Origin of the sequence: Amycolatopsis sp. NPDC089917, from assembly GCF_040684635.1 — a bacterium.
In the GTDB taxonomy this organism is placed as follows: Bacteria; Actinomycetota; Actinomycetes; order Mycobacteriales; family Pseudonocardiaceae; genus Amycolatopsis.
Genome location: NZ_JBFBGL010000030.1, coordinates 56,589 through 74,902, shown reverse-complemented (window position 1 = coordinate 74,902; position 18,314 = coordinate 56,589). Strand labels below are relative to the sequence as shown.

The 18,314-nt window shown below is 68.6% G+C and carries 17 protein-coding genes; 9 read left to right on the top strand and 8 right to left on the bottom strand.

What is annotated here, in order from left to right; all coding sequences use genetic code 11:
• The first annotated feature begins 110 nt into the window (after positions 1–110).
• Together AB0N89_RS22490 and AB0N89_RS22485 are read left to right on the top strand one after the other, a co-directional pair.
• Positions 111–1,094, top strand: coding sequence for an iron ABC transporter permease (locus AB0N89_RS22490; protein WP_364207371.1), 984 nt, complete (start codon positions 111–113; stop codon positions 1,092–1,094).
• Entirely contained in the window at positions 1,091–2,095 is a 1,005-nt protein-coding gene (locus tag AB0N89_RS22485) for an iron chelate uptake ABC transporter family permease subunit (protein WP_364207369.1), read from the top strand. The genes AB0N89_RS22490 and AB0N89_RS22485 overlap by 4 nt, the downstream gene beginning before the upstream one ends.
• On the opposite strand, the gene AB0N89_RS22480 is transcribed toward AB0N89_RS22485, so the two are convergent.
• Genes AB0N89_RS22480 through AB0N89_RS22470 form a run of 3 tightly spaced genes read right to left on the bottom strand, consistent with a single transcriptional unit; the run spans position 2,092 to position 5,550 of the window.
• A complete protein-coding gene (locus AB0N89_RS22480; protein WP_364207367.1) occupies positions 2,092–2,934 on the bottom strand; it encodes a transglutaminase family protein in 843 nt (280 codons plus the stop codon). The two genes, AB0N89_RS22485 and AB0N89_RS22480, sit on opposite strands and share 4 nt — an antisense overlap.
• Positions 2,931–3,878, bottom strand: a complete 948-nt coding sequence (locus AB0N89_RS22475; RefSeq protein ID WP_005160255.1) for an alpha-E domain-containing protein — start codon at positions 3,876–3,878, stop codon at positions 2,931–2,933. The genes AB0N89_RS22480 and AB0N89_RS22475 overlap by 4 nt, the downstream gene beginning before the upstream one ends.
• 10 nt (positions 3,879–3,888) lie before the next feature.
• Positions 3,889–5,550, bottom strand: coding sequence for a circularly permuted type 2 ATP-grasp protein (locus AB0N89_RS22470; RefSeq protein ID WP_364207364.1), 1,662 nt, complete (start codon positions 5,548–5,550; stop codon positions 3,889–3,891).
• 148 nt (positions 5,551–5,698) lie between these two features.
• On the opposite strand from AB0N89_RS22470, the gene AB0N89_RS22465 reads away from it, so the two are divergent.
• The 3 genes from AB0N89_RS22465 to AB0N89_RS22455 all read left to right on the top strand — a co-directional run bounded on the left by AB0N89_RS22465 (position 5,699) and on the right by AB0N89_RS22455 (position 8,136).
• Complete coding sequence (locus AB0N89_RS22465) at positions 5,699–6,511, top strand: basic amino acid ABC transporter substrate-binding protein (RefSeq protein WP_364207362.1); 813 nt, start codon at positions 5,699–5,701, stop codon at positions 6,509–6,511.
• Between the two features lie 69 nt (positions 6,512–6,580).
• On the top strand, positions 6,581–7,384 hold the full coding sequence (locus AB0N89_RS22460; protein ID WP_364207360.1) for an amino acid ABC transporter permease: 804 nt from the start codon (positions 6,581–6,583) through the stop codon (positions 7,382–7,384).
• Positions 7,381–8,136, top strand: a complete 756-nt coding sequence (locus AB0N89_RS22455) for an amino acid ABC transporter ATP-binding protein (RefSeq protein ID WP_364207358.1) — start codon at positions 7,381–7,383, stop codon at positions 8,134–8,136. Before AB0N89_RS22460 ends, AB0N89_RS22455 begins: the two co-directional genes overlap by 4 nt.
• Here the strand turns inward: AB0N89_RS22455 and AB0N89_RS22450 are convergent.
• The 4 genes from AB0N89_RS22450 to AB0N89_RS22435 are packed head-to-tail and all read right to left on the bottom strand — an operon-like array spanning position 8,133 to position 11,225.
• Positions 8,133–8,876 (bottom strand): ESX secretion-associated protein EspG, encoded by a 744-nt coding sequence (locus AB0N89_RS22450; RefSeq protein ID WP_364207356.1) that lies wholly within the window; start codon positions 8,874–8,876, stop codon positions 8,133–8,135. The two genes, AB0N89_RS22455 and AB0N89_RS22450, sit on opposite strands and share 4 nt — an antisense overlap.
• 1 nt (position 8,877) lies before the next feature.
• Positions 8,878–10,104: a hypothetical protein gene (locus tag AB0N89_RS22445; protein WP_364207354.1), complete on the bottom strand. Its 1,227-nt coding sequence runs from the start codon at positions 10,102–10,104 to the stop codon at positions 8,878–8,880.
• A gap of 3 nt (positions 10,105–10,107) precedes the next feature.
• Entirely contained in the window at positions 10,108–10,719 is a 612-nt protein-coding gene (locus AB0N89_RS22440) for a DUF3558 domain-containing protein (protein WP_364207352.1), read from the bottom strand.
• Positions 10,719–11,225 (bottom strand): hypothetical protein, encoded by a 507-nt coding sequence (locus tag AB0N89_RS22435; RefSeq protein WP_364207351.1) that lies wholly within the window; start codon positions 11,223–11,225, stop codon positions 10,719–10,721. Before AB0N89_RS22435 ends, AB0N89_RS22440 begins: the two co-directional genes overlap by 1 nt.
• Positions 11,226–11,935: 710 nt before the next feature.
• Between AB0N89_RS22435 and AB0N89_RS22430 the strand changes: the two genes are divergently transcribed.
• Complete coding sequence (locus tag AB0N89_RS22430; protein WP_364207349.1) at positions 11,936–14,281, top strand: oxidoreductase; 2,346 nt, start codon at positions 11,936–11,938, stop codon at positions 14,279–14,281.
• Positions 14,282–14,316: 35 nt separating this feature from the next.
• On the top strand, positions 14,317–14,781 hold the full coding sequence (locus AB0N89_RS22425) for an SRPBCC family protein (protein WP_364207347.1): 465 nt from the start codon (positions 14,317–14,319) through the stop codon (positions 14,779–14,781).
• A gap of 139 nt (positions 14,782–14,920) precedes the next feature.
• On the opposite strand, the gene AB0N89_RS22420 is transcribed toward AB0N89_RS22425, so the two are convergent.
• Positions 14,921–15,490, bottom strand: a complete 570-nt coding sequence (locus AB0N89_RS22420) for a hypothetical protein (RefSeq protein ID WP_364207345.1) — start codon at positions 15,488–15,490, stop codon at positions 14,921–14,923.
• Positions 15,491–15,603: 113 nt separating this feature from the next.
• On the opposite strand from AB0N89_RS22420, the gene AB0N89_RS22415 reads away from it, so the two are divergent.
• Entirely contained in the window at positions 15,604–16,386 is a 783-nt protein-coding gene (locus tag AB0N89_RS22415) for a class I SAM-dependent methyltransferase (protein ID WP_364207343.1), read from the top strand.
• Positions 16,387–16,475: 89 nt separating this feature from the next.
• A complete protein-coding gene (locus tag AB0N89_RS22410; protein ID WP_364207428.1) occupies positions 16,476–18,284 on the top strand; it encodes an NHL domain-containing thioredoxin family protein in 1,809 nt (602 codons plus the stop codon).
• Positions 18,285–18,314: the final 30 nt, after the last annotated feature.

Below are 18,314 nucleotides of genomic sequence, written 5' to 3'. Positions count from 1 at the left end.
ATCTTCTTTCGCCGTCGAACCGGATTTCGTCGTTAGGCTAGCCTTCGCTTACTGTGAAGGCCATGGTCCAGGTCACGGAGCGCGTCAGATCACCCCGGGCCAGCGTCTCCGTGAGAACGCTGGTCCTGGCCGGGGCGCTCATCGCGCTCGTCGCGGTCATCCTGCTTTCGATCGGCTTCGGGTCGAACAAGCTCTCCCTCGGCGAAGTCCTCCACGCCCTCTTCGCGTACGACGGCAGCTACAACGACGTCGTCGTCCGTGACGACCGGCTGCCGCGCACGGTGCTCGGCGTCCTGGTCGGGATGGCGCTCGCGCTGGCGGGCTCGCTGATGCAGGCGATCACCCGCAACCCCGTCGCGGAACCCGGTCTGCTCGGCATCAACCACGGCGCCGCCGTCGCGATCGTGCTCGGTTCCACGCTGTTCTCGGTGACTTCGCCCGGCGAGTACGTCTGGTTCGCCTTCGCCGGAGCGCTTGCGGGAACCGCGCTGGTCTCGGTGATCGGCGGGACGCGGGGCGTCACGAGCCCGCTGAGGCTGGTGCTGGCCGGCGTCGCGGTCCAGGCGGTGTTCGTCGGGATCAACCAGGGCATGCAGATGATCAACACGCACAACCTGCAGGCGATGCGGTTCTGGCTGGTCGGCTCGCTGGTCAACCGGAGCCTGGACCAGCTTTCCGTGCTGCTGCCGTTCTTCGTCGCGGGCGTGGTGATCGCGATCGTGCTGGCCCGCGCGCTGAACGCGCTGGCGCTGGGCGAGGACACCGCCCGCGGGCTCGGCGCGAATCCGGCGCTCGTCCGCGTCGCCGGGATGGTCGCCGTCGGGCTGCTGTCGGCGTCGGCGACCGCGGCCTGCGGGCCGATCGCCTTCGTCGGCCTGACGATCCCGCACGTCGTCCGGTCCCTGATCGGCCAGGACGAGCGCTGGGTGATGCTGATTTCGGCGCTGCTCGGACCGGTGCTGCTGCTCGGCTGCGACGTCCTCGGCCGTCTGCTCGGCTCGCCGGGCGAGATCCAGGTCGGCGTGATGACCGACGTCGTCGGAGGCATCGCGTTCGTGATCGTGGCCCGCCGCCTGAAGGCGGTGCGCCGATGACCGCGTCCGTTCGTCGTGAGTCCGGTTTGGACAGACGATCCGCCGTTGTCGTCGCCGCGCTGGCCTTGGTGACGCTGGCCCTCGTAGTGCTCTCGGTCGGCACGGGCGACTACGAGATGAGCCCCGGCGAAGTGCTCACGACGCTGGCCGGTTCGGGCACGAAGGCGCAGTACCTGGTCGTCATGGGACGGCTGCCGCGCGTGCTGGTCGCGATCCTCGTCGGCGCCGCGCTGGCACTGGCCGGGACGATCTTCCAGACGATCACCCGGAATCCGCTGGGCAGCCCGGACATCATCGGGTTCACCACCGGTTCGGCGACCGGCGGGATCCTCGCCCTGCTGTTCGTCGGCTCCGCTCCCGGTGTCGTCTCGCTCGGCGCGCTGGCGGGCGGCCTGTTGACGGCGCTGCTCGTGATGGCGTTGTGCGCGCCGCACGGTCTCCTGAGTTCACGGCTGGTGCTGCTCGGAATCGCGGTCAGCGCGGTGCTGGCGGGCGTGAACTCGTACCTGCTGGTCAAGGCGAACCTCGAAGCCGCCGCGCAGGCGGTCGGCTGGCTGGTCGGCGACCTTTCCGGCCGTGACTGGACCTTCTTCGTGCCGCTGGCGATCGCGATGGCGGTGTTCGTGCCGATCGTGTTCGCGAACGGCCGCGCGCTGCGCATGCTGGAAATGGGCGACGACACCGCGACCGGCATCGGCGTCGACGTCCCCCGCGTGCGGCTGACCCTGGTGCTGGTCGCCGTCGCGCTGGTCGCCGCCGCCACCGCGGCGACCGGGCCGCTCCCGTTCATCGCCCTCGCCGCCCCGCAGCTGGCCCGCCGGATGACGCGCCTGCCGGGACCCAACCTGGTGGCGTCGGCCTTCGTCGGGGCGACCCTGGTCGTCGCGGCCGACTACCTCGGCCAGCGGCTGCTGGAGTCTTCGCTGCTCCCGGCGGGCGTCGTCGCGGCGGCCCTCGGCGGCGCGTACCTGCTCTGGCTGTTGCTGCGGCGCCGGGCCTAGGTCAGCCGGGTCAGCTGCACCGAGACGTCCAAAGTGGACTGACCGCCGCCGGTGAAGATGCCCTTGAGCGGCGGCACGTCCGCGTAGTCGCGGCCGTACGCGACCCAGACGTGCCGCGGTCCGACCGGGATCGCGTTCGTCGGGTCGTAGGCCCACCAGCCGCCGGTCCAGACGTCGACCCAGGCGTGGCTTTCGCCTTCGACCGTCTCGCCGAGCTTCGCCTCCGGTTTCGTGTGCAGGTAGCCGGAGACGTACCGCGCCGGGACGCCGATCGCGCGCAGCATCACCAGCGTCACATGGGCGAAGTCCTGGCAAACCCCTTCGCGCGCCTGCCAGGCGTCGGTCGCCGTGCTGTGCACGCCGGTGGTTCCCGGCTGGTACTTGAGCTGCTGGTTGACCCATTCGCAGACCGCCAGCACGGCCTCCGCCGGGTCGAGCCCCTTCCGCAGTTCCCGCGCGACCTTCGTCAGCTCGGGATCGCGCGGCGTGTACGGCGTCGGTGTCAGGTACTCGGTGCGGTGGTCGACCACGGTGTCGCCGCGCAGGTCCTTCCACGACGCGGACCGGATCGGCTCGCCTTCGTCGGCGGTCTCGACCACCGACGTCGCGAGCACGGTGAACTCGGTGTGCGGCGCGTGAAGGTCGAACGAGGTCACGACGGTGCCCCAGTAATCGGTGTACCGGTACGCACGGGTCGCCGGTGTCGTCTCGACGCGGTTCACGACCGTGGTCTGCCGCCGGTCCGAACGCGGGGTCAGCCGCGCCTCGTTGTACGACTGCGTGGCCGGCGTCGCGTACCGGTATCCGGTGCGGTGAGCCACCCGAAGCTGCCAGGTCACAGCGAAACCTCCGCACCGCTCCAGGCCACCCACGGCGACGAATGGAAGTACTGCACCGAAACCGCGTCGCCGATGTCCTTGATCGACGTCTGCAGGGTGACGAGCCGTTTCGGCAGGTCCTCCAGCAGATCCGACTGCCGCAGGAACTCCAGTTCACTGCGGGCGCGGCCGAGTTGCCGCAGCGCCTCGGACTTCTCGTTGGCCCGCGAGTTGACGCCGGGGTCCAGTCGCTCCAGGCACTCCTCGGCTTGGCGCAGCGCGTGGAACACCGATCGCGGGAAGAGCGTGTCCCGCATCAGGAACTGCACGACCCGGGCCGCGTCGAGCGCGCCGCGATAGGTCCGCAGGTAGGTGTCCTGCGCGCCCGCCGAGCGGAGCACGGTGATCCAGCCGGGTGAGGACGCGCTGTCCTGGACCCGCGAAAGCAGCAGGCGCACTACCATGTCCGCGCGTTCGACCGAGCGGCCGAGCACCATGAACAGCCAGCCGTCGTCGCGGCTCATCGTCGAATCGGCGAGCCCGGCGAACATCGCCGCGCGTTCCTCGACGAAGGAAAGGAAGGCGTGCGGCCCGGCACGGCGCGCGTACCGCTGCCTGTCCGGTACCGCGTTCCAGGTCGCGTTCAGGCATTCCCACAGCTCGGTCGAGACGACCTCGCGGGCGCCGCGGGTGTTCTCGCGGGCGGAGTTGATCGAACCGACGATCGACGCCGGGTTGTCCTTGGCGTAGGCGACCAGTTCCGTCAGCTTCCACACGTCGAGCGAGTCCATGCCCTCCGGCGAGATGCCGAGGACGGCGAGCAGCTGGCGGCTCGCGTGGTCCGGGTCGACGCTGGCGTCTTCGAGCAGTTGGTGCACGGAGACGTTGAGAATGCGGGAGGTGTCGTCGGCACGTTCGACGTACCGGCCGATCCAGTACAGCGATTCCGCGTTACGGGCTAGCACGTGACCTCCCTTATGCCTGTTGTTGCTGTTGCTGCTGGGTGGTGGTCAGCTCGGGACCCTGTTCGGCGATCAGACCGTCTACATGGGACAGTGCGCCGAGCGCGGGCCGCTCCAGCTCCCGTTCCGCCGTGGAGGATCGTGGTGCCAGCACCCACGTGTCCTTCGAACCGCCGCCCTGCGACGAGTTGACCACCAGGCTGCCCTCCGGGAGCGCGACCCTGGTCAGCCCGCCCGGCAGGACGAAGATGTCCTTGCCGTCGTTGACCGCGAACGGCCGGAGGTCGACGTGCCGTGGCGCCAGTCGTTCGTCCACTTTGGACGGGACGGTGGAGAGCTGGACGACGGGCTGCGCGATCCAGCCGCGTTTGTTCGCCCGGACCTTGCGTTTGAGCGCGGTCAGCTCGGCAGGCGTCGCCTCGGGCCCGAACACGATGCCGTAGCCGCCGGAGCCCTCGACCGGTTTGATCACCAGCTCGTCCATATGCTGCATGACGTGGTCGAACTCGTCCGGCAGCCAGCACCGGAAGGTGTCCACGTTGGGCAGCAGCGGCTTCTCGTCGAGGTAGTACTTCACCATCTCGGGCACGTAGGTGTAGACGAGTTTGTCGTCGCCGACGCCGTTGCCGACCGCGTTCGCGATCACCACGTTGCCCGCGCGGGCCGCGTTGAGGACCCCGGCGACGCCGAGCACGGAGTCCGGCCGGTAGTGCACCGGATCGAGGAACTCGTCGTCGATCCGCCGGTAGATGACGTCGACCTGTCGTTCGCCCTCGGTGGTGCGCAGGTAGACGACGTTGTCCCGGCAGAACATGTCGCGGCCTTCGACCAGTTCGACGCCCATCAGCCGGGCCAGCAGCGAATGCTCGAAGTACGCGGAGTTGTGCACGCCGGGGGTGAGCACGACGACCATCGGATCGGCGACGTTCGCCGCGGCCGCCGCCCGCAGCGCGCGCAGCAGATGTGAGGCGTAGTCGCCGACCGGGCGCACCCGGTGCTGGGCGAACAGGTCCGGGAACACGCGCGCCATCGTGCGGCGGTTCTCCATCACGTACGAAACACCCGAGGGGTTGCGAAGATTGTCCTCCAGTACCCGGAACGTGCCCTCTTCGTCGCGCACCAGGTCCACACCGGACACGTGGATGCGGACGCCGTTGGGCGGGTTGATCCCGAACGCCTCGCGCTGGAAATGCTCGCACGAAGTGATCAGCCGTCGCGGGAGAACGCCTTCGCGCAGGATCTGCCGATCGCCGTACACGTCGGCGAGGAAGGCTTCGAGCGCGCGGACCCGTTGGGCCACACCACGTTCGAGTTTGCTCCATTCGGCCGAAGTGATCACCCTCGGTACGAGATCGAGCGGGAACGGGCGTTCCTGGCCGGACAGCGAGAACGTGATTCCCTGATCCACCATGGCCCGGTCGATCGCCGCCGATCGGGACGTCAGGTCCGTCGAGGTCAGCGCGGAAATCGATTCGTAGAGCGCGCGGTACGGCTGGCGGACGGTGCCGTCGGCGGTGAACATCTCGTCGTACGCGCCCGCATGCGGCCTGGACGGCGAAAGATAGCCGTCGAACTGCGCTCCCGGTTTCGCCGCGCGCCTCGCCGAAGTGGTCACGCGAGGGCGGCGGCCCGCAGGTGGGAGCCGCGGCGCCGAGTTGTTGTTCATGGTCGCCATACTCGCTCACCCTGCCATGTCGGCGCGATACTTCATGCAACGCCCGTGACGGCCGAAACGTCGCTGTAACGTCGTAGTGCTGTGCTTGCCGCCGGATGAGTGGCAATATGCGTGCTCTCGACACATGGGAACTACAAGGAGTGACGACGTGGCCCGATTCAAAGCGCTCGCCCTGATTCCGGCGCTCGCCCTAGCCGCGGGCGCGCTGTCCGCGTGCGGTGAGGAAGGCGGAACCGCGGCCGGTGGCGTCCAGCTCGTCGCTTCCGGCAAGGTCACCACCTGCACGCACCTGCCCTACCAGCCGTTCCAGGTCAAGCAGGGCGACAAGATCGTCGGCTTCGACGTCGACCTGGTCGACCTGGTCGGCAAGAAGCTGGGTGTCGAGCAGAGCATCGTCGACATCGCCTTCGAGAACATCGAGTCCGGCGAAGCGATGAACAGCGGCCAGTGCGACCTCGCCGCCGCCGGGATGACGATCACCGACAAGCGCAAGGAGAAGTTCGACTTCTCCGACCCGTACTTCGAGGCGACCCAGGCACTGCTGGTCAAGGCCGGTTCGCCGATCAAGGACCTCTCCAACGTCGCGGGCAAGAAGATCGGTGTCCAGTCGGCCACCACCGGCGCCGAGTACACGCAGAAGGAAGCCAAGGGCGCGGAGATCGTCACCTTCGACGACCTCGCGCTGCTGGAGCAGGCCGTCAAGAACGGCACGGTCGACGCGGGCGTCAACGACAACGGCGTGCTCTACGACTTCGCGAAGACGAACCCGGACACGACGGTCGTCACCGAATTCAAGACCAACGAGTTCTACGGAATCGGCGTGAAGAAGGGCAGCACCGCCCTCCTCGGCCAGATCAACGAGGTGCTCAAGGCGTCCGTGGCGGACGGTTCCTACGCGAAGATCTACGAGAAGTGGTTCGGCAAGGCGCCGACCTGGCAGCCTGGATCCGCAACGAACTAGTCAAGCCGCCTTGTGGCCGGTGCCCAGCGCACCGGCCACAGGTTTGTCGCCACCTGTTTGAGGAGAGAAATGGCTTTGAGCCGCCGCCAGCGACGTTCGGCGTTCCGGACCGGGCAATACGTCCTGCTGCTGGTGATCGTCATCGTGCTCGCGCTGCTGGCCGACTGGAGCAAGATCGGCAAGGCGTTCTTCGATCTCGACGTCGCCGCCAAGCAGTTCCCGGACGTGATCACGGTCGCGCTGAAGAACACCGTCATCTTCACCGCGCTGGGCTTCGCGCTCGGCCTGGGGCTGGGCCTCCTGCTCGCCCTGATGAGACTGTCCTCGGTCGGCCCGTACCGCTGGTTCGCGCGCGGGTACATCGAGTTCTTCCGCGGCCTGCCCGCGCTGCTGATCTTCCTCGCCGTCGGCATCGGCGTGCCCACGGCGTTCAACACCCAGCTGCCGCGCAACGTCGCGATCATGCTGGCGCTGGGCATCGTGTCCTCGGCCTACATGGCGGAGACCATCCGCGCCGGCATCCAGGCGGTGCCGCGCGGGCAGATCGAGGCCGCGCGTTCGCTCGGCATGTCGCCCGCCCGCACGATGATCACCGTCGTGATCCCGCAGGCGTTCCGGATCATCCTGCCGCCGCTGGCCAACGAACTGATCATGCTGACGAAGGATTCTTCGCTGGCGTTCCTGCTCGGCACCACACCCGCGCAGCAGGAACTGGCGCAGTTCAGCCGTCAGGCGCTGCTGGAGGCCAAGGGCCTGACGCCGATCGTCGTCGCCGGTCTCTGCTACCTGGTCATCACCATCCCGCTGTCGATCCTGCAGCAGCGGCTAGAGAAGAAATACGGGGCCGGAGTGCCCGGCGGAGGAACGGTATGAGCACCCAGACGATCGTCGAGGTTTCGGGACTCCACAAGGCGTTCGGCGAACTCGAAGTGCTCAAGGGCATCGACCTGGAGGTCCAGCGCGGCCAGGTCGTCTGCATCATCGGTCCGTCGGGTTCGGGCAAGTCGACGCTGCTGCGCTGCGTCAACCTCCTCGAAGAACCGCAGCAGGGCAAGATCGTCGTCAACGGCAGCGAGATCACCGACCCGGACGTCGACATCGACGGCGCCCGCACGAAGATCGGCATGGTCTTCCAGTCGTTCAACCTCTTCTCGCACCTGAGCGTGCTCGACAACCTCACCGTCGCGCAGCGCAAGGTGCTCAAGCGCGACAAGGACGAGGCTGAGCGCATCGCGCGGGAGAACCTCGCGAAGGTCGGCCTTGCGGAGAAGGAGTCTTCGCTGCCGACACAGCTGTCCGGTGGACAGCAGCAGCGTGTCGCGATCGCCAGGGCGCTGTCGATGAACCCGGACGTCATGCTGTTCGACGAACCGACGTCGGCGCTCGACCCGGAACTCGTCGGTGACGTGCTCGCGGTCATGCGGCAGCTCGCGCAGGAGGGCATGACGATGCTCGTCGTCACGCACGAGATGCAGTTCGCCCGCGAGGTGGCCGACATCGTGCTGTTCATGGACGGCGGCGTCGTCGTCGAACAGGGCGCGCCGGACCAGGTCATCGGCGACCCGCAAGAGGAACGCACGAAGACGTTCCTCTCACGGGTGCTCAACCCGAACCACCAGGACTAACGTCCCCGGAGCTGCGACTCCAGCTGGACCACCTTCGAAGCGATTTCGTGCGGCCCGGCGCCCATGAGGCTCACCCAGCCCTTGGCGTCCGGGCCGAACACGACGCGGCCCTGCTCGGTGTCCATCCAGCCCGGCGGCCGCTCGACGCGTTTCCGGTTGCCGCCGCCGTCACGGATGGCGACGTACAGCCTGCCGAAGAAGGTGTGCGGCGACCGGATCCACTGGAGGACCTTCTTGGCGTCACGGATGCTGGGGCCGGCGCCCGTCAGCATTTCGCCCTTCATGAGGATTTGCAGGTCGGCTTCCGAGCAGTTCAACGACGGCGTGCGCGCGCCGGGAGCCTCGGGGAGCAGACCGGTGAAATCCTGCGGGAGCGTGTCCGGCCGGGTCGGCTTCAGGTAGACGACCTGGTCGACCAGGACGACAGTGAGCGCCTCGCGGCCACTGCCCGCGGCGCGAACGGTCCGCTCGCGCCCCTCCGACTTCACCCACGAGTAGTACTCGACCGCCGGCCGCTGCAGAAAGCGCAGGGTGTCGAGGAATTCGTCGTCGATCCGGCCGCGCCTGAGCAGTCCTTGTCTGTCCAATTCGGACTGAGCGGTGGCGGCCAGCGCGCGACGTTCCTCGGGCAGGTACCACTGCGCGCCCCGGACGAGCGTCGGGTGGATGTCGCCGAGATTATGGTGGTCCAGAAGGGTTTCGTAGGTCTGGAGCGTCAGTTCGACGGGTTTCTGGAGCACGTCACGCGCCGATCACCGGCGGAACCGGCTTGTCGCCGTCGTAGCCGCCGAAAATCGAGTCGCCGTCCTCTTCCTGGAGCAGGATCTTGCGCTTGTGCTCCTCGTCCTCGCCACCCTTGCCGCCTTTGCCTCCGCCCATGCCGCCGCCACCCATGCCGGGCGAGCCGGGACGTCCCGCCGCCGCACCGCCTGCCGGCGTCCCACCGGGACCGCGCATCGCGCCCTCGCCGGTCATCCCGCCGGCGCCGACGCCGCGACCGGGTCCCATGCTGTTGCCCGGCCCGCCCGTCGACCCACCCGGCCCGAAGCCGCCACCAGGCCCGAATCCGCCGCTGAACCCGCCCGTACCCGGGCCGAATCCACCGCCGCCTCCGCCACCCGGACCCCCTCCGGGGCCGCCGCTTCCGGGGCCGAACGCGGGCGGCCGGAAGTCGCCCGGCCGCATCCCGGGCGGGGTCTTCACCGAGGAGAGATCGGTCCCGTCATTCGGTCGCCGGACCGGTTGCTGCGGGGGTTGCGGCATCCTCGGCGGCTGCGGCGGCATTTGCGGCGGTCGCGGCGCCTGGTAGCCCTCGGCCCCCGGAGGCGCCGTGTACGAACTCGGCCCGCCGGTGTAGCCACCGGGCCCACCGTGCCGCCCGCCGGAGTCGCCGTGCCCGCCGCTGAACCCGCTGACCTTCGTCCCGGGATCGATCGGATCCGCCGTGATCGGCCCCGACGAGACGTTCGGATCGTGCGCGGCCGGGTAGGCCGGCGCGAGCGACTGCTGCCGCGGCTGGGTGCTCTGGTAGTACGGCTCGTAGATCTCGACGTTGTGCTTGGTGTCCGAATCGAACTTCGCGGCCGCGATCTCGTCGTCACTCGCGCCGATGGACAGGATGTCCTCGGGCCCGCTGTCCCCCGCGCGCTCCTTCTCGACCGGGCGGACGTTTCCGCGCGTGTAGTGGAAGGAGGCGTTCTGGTCGTACATCGACTGACGGGCGCGGTCCATGTTCTCGCCCGCGATCTTGGAGGTCGCGATGAGCGGGGCGAGACCTGCTGCTCCGCTGTCGGCGGCTTTGCCCTTCCAGAACGAACTGAGCGCGGTCTGGCTGTTCTCCATCGCGGTGCTGATGTCCCCGTGGATCACCAGCAGCTTGTGGGATGACACCTGGGCCCTGTCGAGGGTCTCCGTCGTCGCGGGATTGGCGTTGAGCTTGGTGAAGATCTCCCAACCGCTGTAGGTCATCGGCTACGCCCCCTTGAGATGCTTGATCGCCGCAGCCGCGACCTTCGTCGCCATACCGCACGGGTCGGAGAACGACGGATGGTTGGTGACCAGACGGGGAATCACGGTGTAGACGAGGTCGTTGCGAACGCCCACAGCCAGAGTGCAGGTACCTTGCCCTTCGCCACCGTTGGCGTAGACCACGGCGGGATATCCGCCGACAGGGTCCACCGGTTTGAAGGTGGTCAGCCCGCCCGTCGCGTGTTGCGAGTACAGAGAGCTCAGGCCCTCCTTGTTGCCGGTGACCAGCCCTGCGTTGACGTTGCTGGGGCCGTCCGCGAACGACCAGGTGCAACTGTTTCCCGCGCTCATCGGGTCGAGTCGCGAGCCGTCGGTCTTTCCGCCGATCGTCTCGATCTGCGCGACGGGCACGGCACTGCAAGGGTCGCTCTCGACCGCCGAGGTGTTGGTGATCGGGTCCGAGACCGCGGGAGCTCCATCAGACGGGAGGGCCGCCGACGACGAGGCGGGTTTCTCCGTCGGAACGGGATTTCCGTTCTTCTGATCACTGCAACCGGCGCACAAGGCCAGCGTGCTCACGATCGCGACGGTCGCGAACTTGGCTGTGTGTCGCATCAGGCGGTCTTTCCAATCTGGCGGAGTGCGTCCAGTGCTGCTTGGTCTTGCTCTTGGTAAGCCTTGCGGATCGCTATCAGCGTCTCGAGATAGGACCACGTGTATTCCCGGGCGCCTTGCAGGAATGCCTGGTAAGCCGCTCCGGAGGAGTTTGCGGCAGCCGCGTATCCCTCACTGCCGACTTCGGTGCCGGGCGGCTTGATCTGATTCAACCAGGTGGCCTCGTTCTGGGCGCGGCTGAAGTCCTTGTCGATGCAGGCCTCAAGAGACTTGATCACTTTGTCCATGGCTTCGGGGTCGAACTCCCAGCCACCGTTCGCCGAGGCCGCCGCGAAGTCGGCCTTCGCCTGCCCCTTGCCCAGTTCGCCGTAGTTCGGCGGCGGCCCCGGCGGGGGCGGTGCCGAGGTGGCCCCCTGGATCAACCCCGAGCCCGGGGGCGGTGCCTGCGGCGGCGTCGTGTTCAGCTGGTTGTAGATCCCCTGAAGGCCGCTTCCCGGTCCTGTCATGTCGTGCCTCCCCGCACGGGCCGCGATGGGGCACGGCCTACCCGTAGTTCACTACTGACTCCGACCGGTGACGATAGCAGCAGGAAGATCGCTGATCAGCCCTTTCGCCGAAGATCACCATCGAAAGGTAGGACCGCCCTGCCTGATCGGGTGCACTTCGTCCTTGGTAGCCCTTTTGTACTACCCAGGGCGCCGGTGGATCGACCGAACGGCGTAGTGGCGTGCACGCACGTCCTTGAGACTTTCGGGGTGCTGGATCATCCAGCGCGGCGGTCTTGAGGAGAAGTGAGAAGGACGCGCGCCGAAGACGCCATTCCGGAAAAGAAACACTGCGTTACCTGTTTCTCGGAAACGGGGCGTCGACGGCTTACTCGCTCTTGAGTTGCTTTGTCGCAATTCCGGAGGGGCCGGGAAAAGAACGTGGTCGCTGGGTCGATCGCCTCGGTTCGTGCCTCCCCGCACGGGCCGCGAAGGGTGCTGCCTACCCGTAGTCCACATCCGATTCCGCTGCGTGACCGCAGCAGCGGTCAGGCGCCCAGGCGGCGAGTTCGGTCAAGATCACCGAAGCGGACGTGAACGTCCTGGTCCGGAACCCGAGGTGGTCGCGGTCCGGTGGCAGGTTCCGGTCTGCCGCCCCGGGCCACTTGCGGATCCCGTGGGTGATCGGCTTCGCTGGTGGCCGGGGAACGACGGGGGAGGGAAGCGAGACGATGCCGGGCTTTCGGCGCAACAACGGGCCGCGCGATCCGGGGGAAGGCGAAACGAACGGCGACGCGTCCTTGCCGCCCCTCGACCCGTTCGACCCGAATCCCGACAAGCGGTACGAGGTCCCGGCGTCGGAGTTGATGAAGCCGGGGACGACCGGGCTGCTGCGGTGGCGCCGCCAGGCGACCAACGCGCCGATCGTGCAGGTCGAGGACGCCTACATCACCGGCACGCTCGATCTGCGCGCGGCCGACATCAAGTATCTGTTCCGGTTCGAGCGGTGCCGGTTCGAGCATCCGCCGGACGTCCGCGAGGCGCATCTGCTCGGGCTCGTGTTCCGCAAGTGCTGGCTGCCCGGGCTCAAGGCGCGCAACCTCCGCACCCGCAACGACGTCCGCCTCATCCGCAGCGTCGTGCACGTCGACGGCGAGCACGAGATCGAGGAGACCACGGTCCAGCGCGGCGACGATCGCGAGCGCGGGATGCCGAACGCGGCGGTCAACCTCACCGACGCGGTCATCGAGGGCTCGGTCGTGCTGACCCGCACGGTGATCACCCATCCGCGCGGCAAGGCGATCCAGGCCGACCGGGTCAACATCGTCGGCGCGCTGCTGGCGTATCGGCTGGTGGCCAACGGAGAAGTCCGCATCCCGGGGATGCGGGCCGGCGGTAACGTCAACTTCTCCGGCGCGACGCTGAACAACCGGGACGGCTTCGCGCTCAACGGGAACGGGATCCACATCGGCGGCAGCCTGCTGTGCGAAGTGGACAACTACGGGCCCGCCTCACAACGGAAACGCTTCTCCGCCAGCGGGATCATGTTCCTGCCGAGCGCCACTGTGGACAGTGACGTCATTTTCCGCGAGGCCAAGCTGTCGGTGAACCAGGCCGGGCCGATCGTCGTCGACGCGTGGAAATCGAACGATCCGTACATCGACCCGCGGCCGGCGCTCGTCGCTGATCGTTCGACGGTCAACGGGAACCTCGAACTGTGCGACGGCATGCAGGCGACCGGGACGCTGCGGATGGTCAACGCCCAGATCGGCGGTTCGCTGCGGCTGGCGGGCGCCGAGGTCCAGGTCGCCCGCGGGCAGAGCATTCCCTACTACGACCGCGCGATCCATCTCGACGGGACGACGATCGGCGGCGACCTGGAGGCGACGAGCCTGCGGGTGCCGTCCGGGCAGTTGCGCATGGCCGACATCACCGTCGGCGGCAACGTGCTCGCGTGGAACTCGATGTTCCTGCACCCGCGCCGCGACGTCTTTTCCGCGCGGCGCGCGAAGATCGCGGGCAACTTCCAGCTCACCGACGCGACCGTCCAAGGCACCCTGCGATTGCAGGGCGCCGAGGTCGGCGGCAGCGTGAACCTCTTCGGCACGAGCCTGACCGAGCCCGGCACGCGCACGCGCACCAGCTACTCGCTGGACGTCCGCACCGCGCGGATCGGCCGGGACCTGATCCTCACCGAGAACAAGGAACGGCCATTCGTCGCCCAAGGCGGGGTCAACCTCGACGGCGCCCAGGTCGCGCGGCGCGTCGACTTCCGCGGCGCACGGCTCGGTTCCTTGCCGCAGCACGGGATCGCGCTCGACGGCAGCGACGTCACGGCCGACGAATTCCTGCTCACACCCGCCGGTCCCCCGGACGGCCGGATCGTCCTGCGGCGCGCGCATTGCGGGACGCTGGGCGACAACGAGGCGTTCTGGGCGTCGACGACGGGGATCGAGCTGGAGGATTTCCGGTACGACGCGCTGCAAGAGGACATCGCGCTCGACGACGACCGGGCGATCGACCATCGGATCGTGTTGCTGCGCAAGGCGATGGACGGCTATCGCCCGGGACCTTACGACCAGCTGGCTGCGACGCTGCGCGCGTCCGGTAATGAAGAGCACGCGTCCACGGTGCTGCTGAAGAAACAGCAATTCCGGTACGTGGCGCTCGCGAAGGGCTTCAAGTTCTTCGGGCCCGGCGTGCACGTGTGGAGCTGGTTGCAGCGGTCGATGGTCGGCTACGGGTTCCGTCCGGTGCGCGCGCTCGGCTGGCTGCTGACCTTGCTCGTGCTGGGCAGCCTGTGGTTCGGGCTCGGTGTCGACGACTGCGTCACCAACCCGAACCTCACGGTGAGCGGGCCGCGGTGCCTGGTCAACCAGGACGACACCGGCCTGCAGTGGAACCCGGTGCTGTACACGATCGACCTCCTGGTCCCGATCGTCGACTTCGGCAACAAGTCGCGCTGGTACATGCACGGCATGGACAACTGGGTGGCGGCCGGGTTCACCGCGTCGGGCTGGGTGCTGGCGACGACGGTGGCGGCCGGGATAAGCCGCATGCTCCGGCGGGACAACTAGGGGTATTTCACATACCCTCAGTACGGAGGTATGCCATGACTCAGCCCAGCGCCACCGGTAAGATCGCGATCGCCGCCCCGCCCGAGAAGGTGTACGCCCTGGTCAGCGACCCGGGAGAGCTCGCGGGCATGGCCGAGGAGTACGAGGGGCACCGCTGGGTCGGCGCCGCGAAGAGCCCCGCTGTCGGCGCCAAGTTCCGCGGCCGCAACCGCAACGGGATCCGGCGCTGGAGCACCCTTTCGACGATCACCGACGCCGACGAGGGCAGGCGGTTCGCGTTCGAGGTGACCACGGTCGCCGGGTTGCCCGTCGCGCGCTGGCAGTACGACATCGAGGCGTCCGGTGACGGGTGTGTGGCCGTGGAGAGCACGTGGGACCGGCGGCCGGGCTGGCTGCGCGGGCCGACGTCGCTGTTCACCGGGATCTGGAAGCGGGACGACGCCAACCGGGCGAACATCGCCGCGACGCTGGCCCGGCTGAAGGCCGCCGCCGAATCCTGACCCTTACCACCACTTTCCCGGATCGCGAAAAGAGCAAGGGACCTTTGCTCTCGCCGGGGGCGCATTTGGTGACGCCCGATGCGCAAATCGGCCATATGTAGTGGCACCGAACCGCGAACTCAAGGCATGAACGGTCCGTTCATTCCACGAACCGCGACCAGAACCCGACCTGCCGCGGCCCGCCTGCCGGTGGCGGGCCGAGCGGCTCGTCGCAGAAGTCGTGCCGCAGGTAGCCGCGCAGGTCGTAGCCGTAATAGACGATGTCGGTCTGGTACACCGAAAGCACCGGATATCCCGAGCTCCCGGCGATCCCGGGCAGATACCGATGTCCGCAGACGGGAACCAGCTGAGGCGCGAGCGCCAGCTGTGAGCGGGCCCGCGAAAGCGCGTCGGCGAGGTCGATCGGGCGCAGGCCCCAGTCCGGCAGCCAGAAACCGTTGTGTTCGACGTCGTAAAGCACCCCGTCGACCGGCCAATCCAGCCGTTTCCGCAGCTGGTCGGGGTTGCCGCAGCGCCAGTCCGGCCAGCGGTCGCCGATCGGCACCCCGGCGGACAGGAAGGTCCGGTGGTCGGCGGCGAACCGGAAGCCGAAGCGTGCTTCGACGTCGTCGAGCTCGGCCTCGCTCAACCCGGGACGCACGGGTTCGGCCAAGCTCGCCTGGAGGTCGTGTGCCTCCTCGATGGTGAAGGCGTGCTCAACAGTGGACATGTGTTCGAGCCTAAATTGCACAACGCGAAGGCGCCTTCTCTTTTAACGCCGGTTGAGCGCCACCGCGAAAACGGGATGAGAAGCGCCCGGGCCCGGCGGTAACGTCCGCGATCGTGAGCTTCGAAGACGACCCGGCGGACGGCTGGTTCCCCGAGAGCGTGGCCACGGACTACGACGACCCGGGCGGTGCGAACGCGCCGGAACTGGTGACGTCCGTCGTGGACATCCTCGAAGACCTGGCCGACGGCCCGGTGCTCGAGTTCGCCGTCGGGACCGGGCGGATCGCCGCGCCGCTGGCCGCGCGCGGAGTGCCTGTCAGCGGCATCGAGCTGAGCCGGGCGATGGCGGCGCGGATCGCGGACAAGCCGGGCGGCGAAGCGGTCGAAGTCACGATCGGCGACATGACGAGCACGCGGGTGGCAGGCGAGTTTTCGCTGGTCTACCTGGTGTTCAACACGATCGGCAACGTGACCGCCCAGGACGGCCAGGTCGACGTCTTCCGCAACGCGGCGGCGCATCTGCGGCCGGGCGGGCTGTTCGTCGTCGAGGTGGGCCTGCCGGACCTGCGCCGCATGCCACCGGGGCAGGACGTCGTCCCGTTCGCGATGGACCACGACGCCGGCTACGTCGGGTTCGACCAGTACGACGTGGTCACGCAGCGGTTCACGTCGAACCACGTGACCGTGTCACCGGACGGGACGGGGCGGTTCCGCCGCATCCCGTTCCGCTACGTCTGGCCCGCCGAGCTGGACCTCATGGCACGCATCGCCGGGATGCGCCCGAAGCACCGCTGGGCGGATTGGGACCGTTCGGAACTCACCGCCGCGAGCACCGGGCACGTGTCGGTCTGGGAGAAGGCCCCTCATCACCCACATGAGGCTCCTCCCCCGGGGTGAGCTCGCCCTCTCAACGCCTGGACGTCGGAACAGAGCGGCGACACGTGTAGTTCACTCTTGGCGTGACTTCTCCACGAACGCAGTCCCGCGTGCGGGCGCCCGAGCTCGCCGGTGACGGGTGGCTCAACACCGGCGGCGAGCGGCTCACGCTCGCCGGGTTGCGCGGCCGTATCGTCCTGCTGGACTTCTGGACCAGCGGCTGCGTCAACTGCCTGCACGTGCTCGACGAGCTGCGCCCGCTGGAGGCCGAGTTCGCCGACGTCCTGGTGACCATCGGCGTGCATTCGCCCAAGTTCCTGCACGAGGGCGAGGCGGCCGCGATCGAGGCGGCCGTGCGGCGGTACGAGGTGCACCACCCTGTCCTCAACGACCCGAAGATGACCACCTGGTCGCAGTACGCGGTCAAGGCGTGGCCGACGCTGGTCGTCGTCGACCCCGAGGGGTACGTCGTCCACGTCGCCGCGGGTGAGGGGCACGCCGAGGCACTGCGCCGGGTGATCGCCGACCTCGTCGCGACCCACGAGGCCAAGGGCACGCTCCGCCGCGGCGGCAGCCCGTACGTCCCGGCCGAGGAGCAGCGAGCCGAACTGCGGTTCCCGAGCAAGGCCGTCACCACCGCCGAAGGCCGGATCCTGGTCGCCGACACCGGCAACCACTCCATCGTCGAGTTCGCGTCCGACGGCGAGACGATCATCCGCCGCTTCGGCAGCGGCGCCCGCGGCGCGCAGGACGGGCCGTTCGACCTGGCGAGCTTCACCGAGCCGTCCGGGATCACCCTGTTGCCGTACGAGGTCGCGGAGCGCGCGGGCTACCACGCCGTCGTCGCCGACACCGCCGGTCACCGGCTGCGCGGCATCGACCTGATCACCGGCGAGGTCTCCACGGTCGCCGGCACCGGCCGCCAGTGGCGCGACGGCGTCGACACCGGCAAGGCGCTCGACATCGACCTCACGAGCCCCTGGGACGTCGCCTGGTGGGGTCCCGCGGGCGGCGTCGTGGTCGCCATGGCGGGCAACCACACGCTGAGCGTGTTCGAGCCGGTCTCGGGCACCATCCGCCGCTTCGCCGGCACAACGGTCGAAGGCCTGCGAGACGGCGACGTCCACGAAGCGTTCTTCGCGCAGACATCGGGTCTCACGCCCGACGGACGACGCCTGTGGCTCGCGGACGCCGAGACGTCGGCGCTGCGCTGGATCCAGCCCGAGGGCGAGACGTTCACCGTGCACACCGCGGTCGGCGTCGACCTGTTCTCCTTCGGCCACGTCGACGGCCCGGCCGATCAGGCGCTCCTGCAGCATCCGCTCGGCCTCGCCGTGCTGCCCGGCGAGACCATCGCGATCGCCGACACCTACAACGGCGCCGTCCGCCGCTACGACCCGCTCACCCGCCGGGTGACCACGCTCGCGACCGGTCTCGCGGAGCCATCCGGCCTGCTGGTGCACGACGGCGAACTGCTGGTCGTCGAGTCGGCGGGCAACCGGATCGGGCCGGTGCCGCTCGGCGAGCAGGCCGTGGCCGGGGACGCGCACGCGGTCCGCCGCCCGCCGACCGTGCTGGCGCCGGGCGAGCTGGAGTTCTCCGTCGTCTTCACCCCGCCGCCCGGCGAGAAGCTCGACGACCGATACGGCCCGTCGACGCGGCTGGAAATCAGCGCCTCGCCGCCGGAACTCCTCGCCGAGGGCGCGGGGGTCGGCACGGACCTGTTCCGCAAGCTCCGCTTCGCCGAGGGAGTCACCGGAGGTGTCCTGCAGGTCGTCGCGCAGGCCGCGAGCTGTGACGACGGGGGCGAGCACCCCGCGTGCCGCATCACCCGGCAGGACTGGGGCGTGCCGTTGCGGTTCGAAAACGGTGGAGAAAGCGCGCTGAGCCTGGTCATGGCGGGGGACCCGGGAAAGTAGAGTCTCACCTGTGTCAGACCGGCCGAAACT